3 protein-coding genes are annotated in these 3,134 nt (G+C 36.8%); all 3 read right to left on the bottom strand.

Annotation, left to right across the window (positions count from 1 at the left end; translation table 11 throughout):
* Positions 1-394, bottom strand: a 394-nt coding sequence (locus HU235_RS16820) for a MerR family transcriptional regulator (RefSeq protein WP_174880953.1), incomplete at its 3' end; no start/stop codon positions are given.
* A 102-nt stretch (positions 395-496) separates the two neighbouring features.
* Positions 497-1,768: a methionine gamma-lyase family protein gene (locus HU235_RS16825; protein ID WP_095302322.1), complete on the bottom strand. Its 1,272-nt coding sequence runs from the start codon at positions 1,766-1,768 to the stop codon at positions 497-499.
* 5 nt (positions 1,769-1,773) lie between these two features.
* Positions 1,774-3,045 (bottom strand): GTPase HflX, encoded by a 1,272-nt coding sequence (gene hflX / locus HU235_RS16830; RefSeq protein ID WP_267905722.1) that lies wholly within the window; start codon positions 3,043-3,045, stop codon positions 1,774-1,776.
* Between the last annotated feature and the right edge of the window lie 89 nt (positions 3,046-3,134).

Genomic DNA, 3,134 nt, shown 5'->3' on the forward strand with positions numbered 1-3,134 from the left:
ACCTAGACATGTCTCCGTGTCTTAATGTGGGACGATTAAACCTTCCAGCCTGCATGAGTTCCGATTTTAGTAGTTTCCGGAGCTCCGCATCACTAAGACTTGGTTTGTCGACTGTTGTCGGCTGTTCATTATCAACTTCTGTTTTTGTCATTTCTTTTTGTGAGAATATTTGTTTAATTCCTGCTAAATTAACACCCTGTTCAATTAAATTACGAATCTCCAATAATTTATCAACATCATTAAAAGAAAAAAGTCTTCTATTTGTGTCAGTTCTTGCAGGGAATATTAATTCATTCTCTTCATAATAGCGAATTTGTCTTGCAGATAATTCTGTTAGTTGCATTACAATTCCAATTGGAAATAGGGGCATTGAGCGTCTTATATTATCACTCATGTTATTCGCTCCTCTTCTGTTCTAATTTGATTATATCTCATGTTATATTATGTGTCAACTTTATGTTATATATTATGACATAAAGTTTTTTCGGTACTTTTCTTATATTTCTTTAATTAATCCTTGCTCAATAAGAGAATCTAATGCTGTACAGATTGCTATTTTCACATGCGAATATGTGAGGCCGCCTTGGACATAGGCTACATATGGCTCACGTAATGGTCCATCTGCAGATAATTCAATACTAGCTCCTTGCACAAATGTACCTGCCGCCATAATGACATCATCTTCATAGCCAGGCATATAATTGGGGTATGGAGTAACGTATGAATTAATTGGTGAAGCATATTGAATTGCTTGACAAAATGCCACCATTTTATCTGGATCATCAAATTGTACTGATTGGATTAAATCCGTTCTCATACTATTCCATGATGGGTTTGTTTTCATACCAAATTCCTCTAACAATGCCGCAGTAAACACTGCACCTTTAAGTGCTTGTCCAACAACATGCGGTGCTAAAAAATACCCTTGGTACATATCCTGTAGGCTGTATAGTGAAGCACCTGCTTCAGCTCCAATACCTGGTGAGGTCATTCGGTAAGAACAAGCCTCCACAAGAGATTGCTTCCCTACAATATAGCCACCAGTTTTTGCGAGTCCGCCACCTGGATTTTTTATTAATGAGCCTGCCATTAAATCTGCGCCAACATGGCATGGTTCTTTCGTTTCTACAAATTCACCATAGCAATTATCGACAAAAATAACAACATCTTCTTTTATTGATTTAACAAATTCGATCATTTCTTGTATTTCAGCTATTGTAAAAGAAGGTCGTGTAGCATATCCTTTTGAACGCTGGATCCCAATCATCTTAGTTTTCGGTGAAATAGCCTTCGCAACGGCATCAAAGTCAACCTTGCCATTATTTTTTAATTCAACCGTTTGATAATCTATTTGAAATTCCTTTAACGAGCCGATTCCACTTCCCCTTATTCCAACGATTTCCTCCAACGTGTCATAAGGCTTTCCAGTTATGTAAATGAGCTCATCACCTGGTCTTAACACACCAAATAAGGCAATCGAAATGGCGTGAGTCCCTGATATAATTTGCGGTCTTACTAATCCGGCTTCTCCGCCGAAAACATCTGCATAGATTGCTTCTAACGTATCTCGACCAGTATCATCATATCCATACCCTGTAGTCGGGATAAAATGTGAATCACTTACTCGATGAGCCTGAAAACTTTTTAAGACACGGAATTGATTTTCCTCACTTCGTCGGTCAATTCCTTCAAATAGTTCCCCAAGCTTCTTTTCGACATTTTGGACAATCGGGGCAAGTTTAGCCCCATTTTTTAAATAATTAAACATTAACCTTACCCTCTCTGTGAATATTCCTCTAGTTGTGAAGTTATTGCATGAGATTGTAGGGCATAGCCATCAATCTCATATGTTTCATCGTCTTCATTAAACTGTAGTTTTTCTATTAGTGTTTCTGATTTTAATCTTGAAATAAAACTACCTTCCCGTGCAGGAACTTTAATACTATATGGCTCCATCGCTTCCTTCATTACTTTTTCGACATGCTCTAATAACAAGTGTAAATCGTCATTAGAAAACGCACTTATTTCGATATAGTCCTCGTTAGGCGAAGGGACAAATGACCCTGGTGTTCTATCTCTTTTATTGTAAACAGTAACAATCGGTATTTCCTTCACATCAAGTTGTTTTAAAAGATCATACACTGTTTTTTCGTGATTTTCATAATCTTCATTTGAACTGTCAACGATATGGAGGATTAAATTTGCCTCTTTCACTTCTTCAAGCGTCGATCTAAAGGCAGCAACTAATGTAGTAGGTAAATCTTGGATAAAACCCACTGTATCAGTTAAAAGTGCTTGATAGTTAGATGGCAGCAGGACTTTTCGAGTCATCGGATCTAATGTTGCAAACAATAAATCTTCTTCATAACTGCCCGCAGTAGTTAATCGATTAAAAATTGTTGATTTTCCTGCATTCGTATAACCGACGAGCGCAATTTGAAATGCTTGATTTTTCTTTCTTCTCTCTCTATATCGATTGCGATGACGAACTACTGTAGAAAGCTGTTGCTTGATTTCATGAATACGGTTACGAATATGACGTCTATCTGTTTCAAGTTGTGTCTCACCAGGACCTCTAGTTCCGATTCCACCGCCTTGTCGTGATAAGGCGATCCCTTGACCTGTTAACCGTGGTAACAAATATTGGAGTTGCGCTAATTCAACTTGCAACTTTCCTTCCTTTGACTTAGCTCGCCCAGCAAATATATCTAAAATTAATTGAGTACGATCAATTATTTTAACATCAAGAGCAGATGAAATGTTTCGCAGCTGACTTGGAGATAATTCATCATTAAAAATAACGACATCAGGATTTATCTCTTCAACTAAAGATAATAGCTCATTAACCTTTCCCTTACCTATGTATGTAGCTGGATGTGGTCGTTCCCTTTTTTGCATGAGGCTAACGACTACTTCACCATTTGCCGTTTTAGTTAATGAAGCCAATTCCTCCATTGAATATTGAAAATGTTGGTCGCTCATTGTTTGTAACTGGCATCCAACTAAAATAACCTTTTCCTTTAAAACATTAATTGTATTTTCCAAACATCAACCATTCCCTTACGCTATTTTAGCAATCTTATCATATCAAAGATTTGGATAATACACTAATTATATCTTTATTATATAAATAA

Origin of the sequence: Metabacillus niabensis, assembly GCF_902829255.1 — a bacterium.
GTDB classification, from domain to species: Bacteria; Bacillota; Bacilli; order Bacillales; family Bacillaceae; genus Metabacillus; species Metabacillus niabensis.

Bases quoted from the DNA above. Each gene is read 5' to 3' on its own strand.
- HU235_RS16825 (WP_095302322.1), bottom strand. From the start codon at position 1,768: ATGTTTAATTATTTAAAAAATGGGGCTAAACTTGCCCCGATTGTCCAA.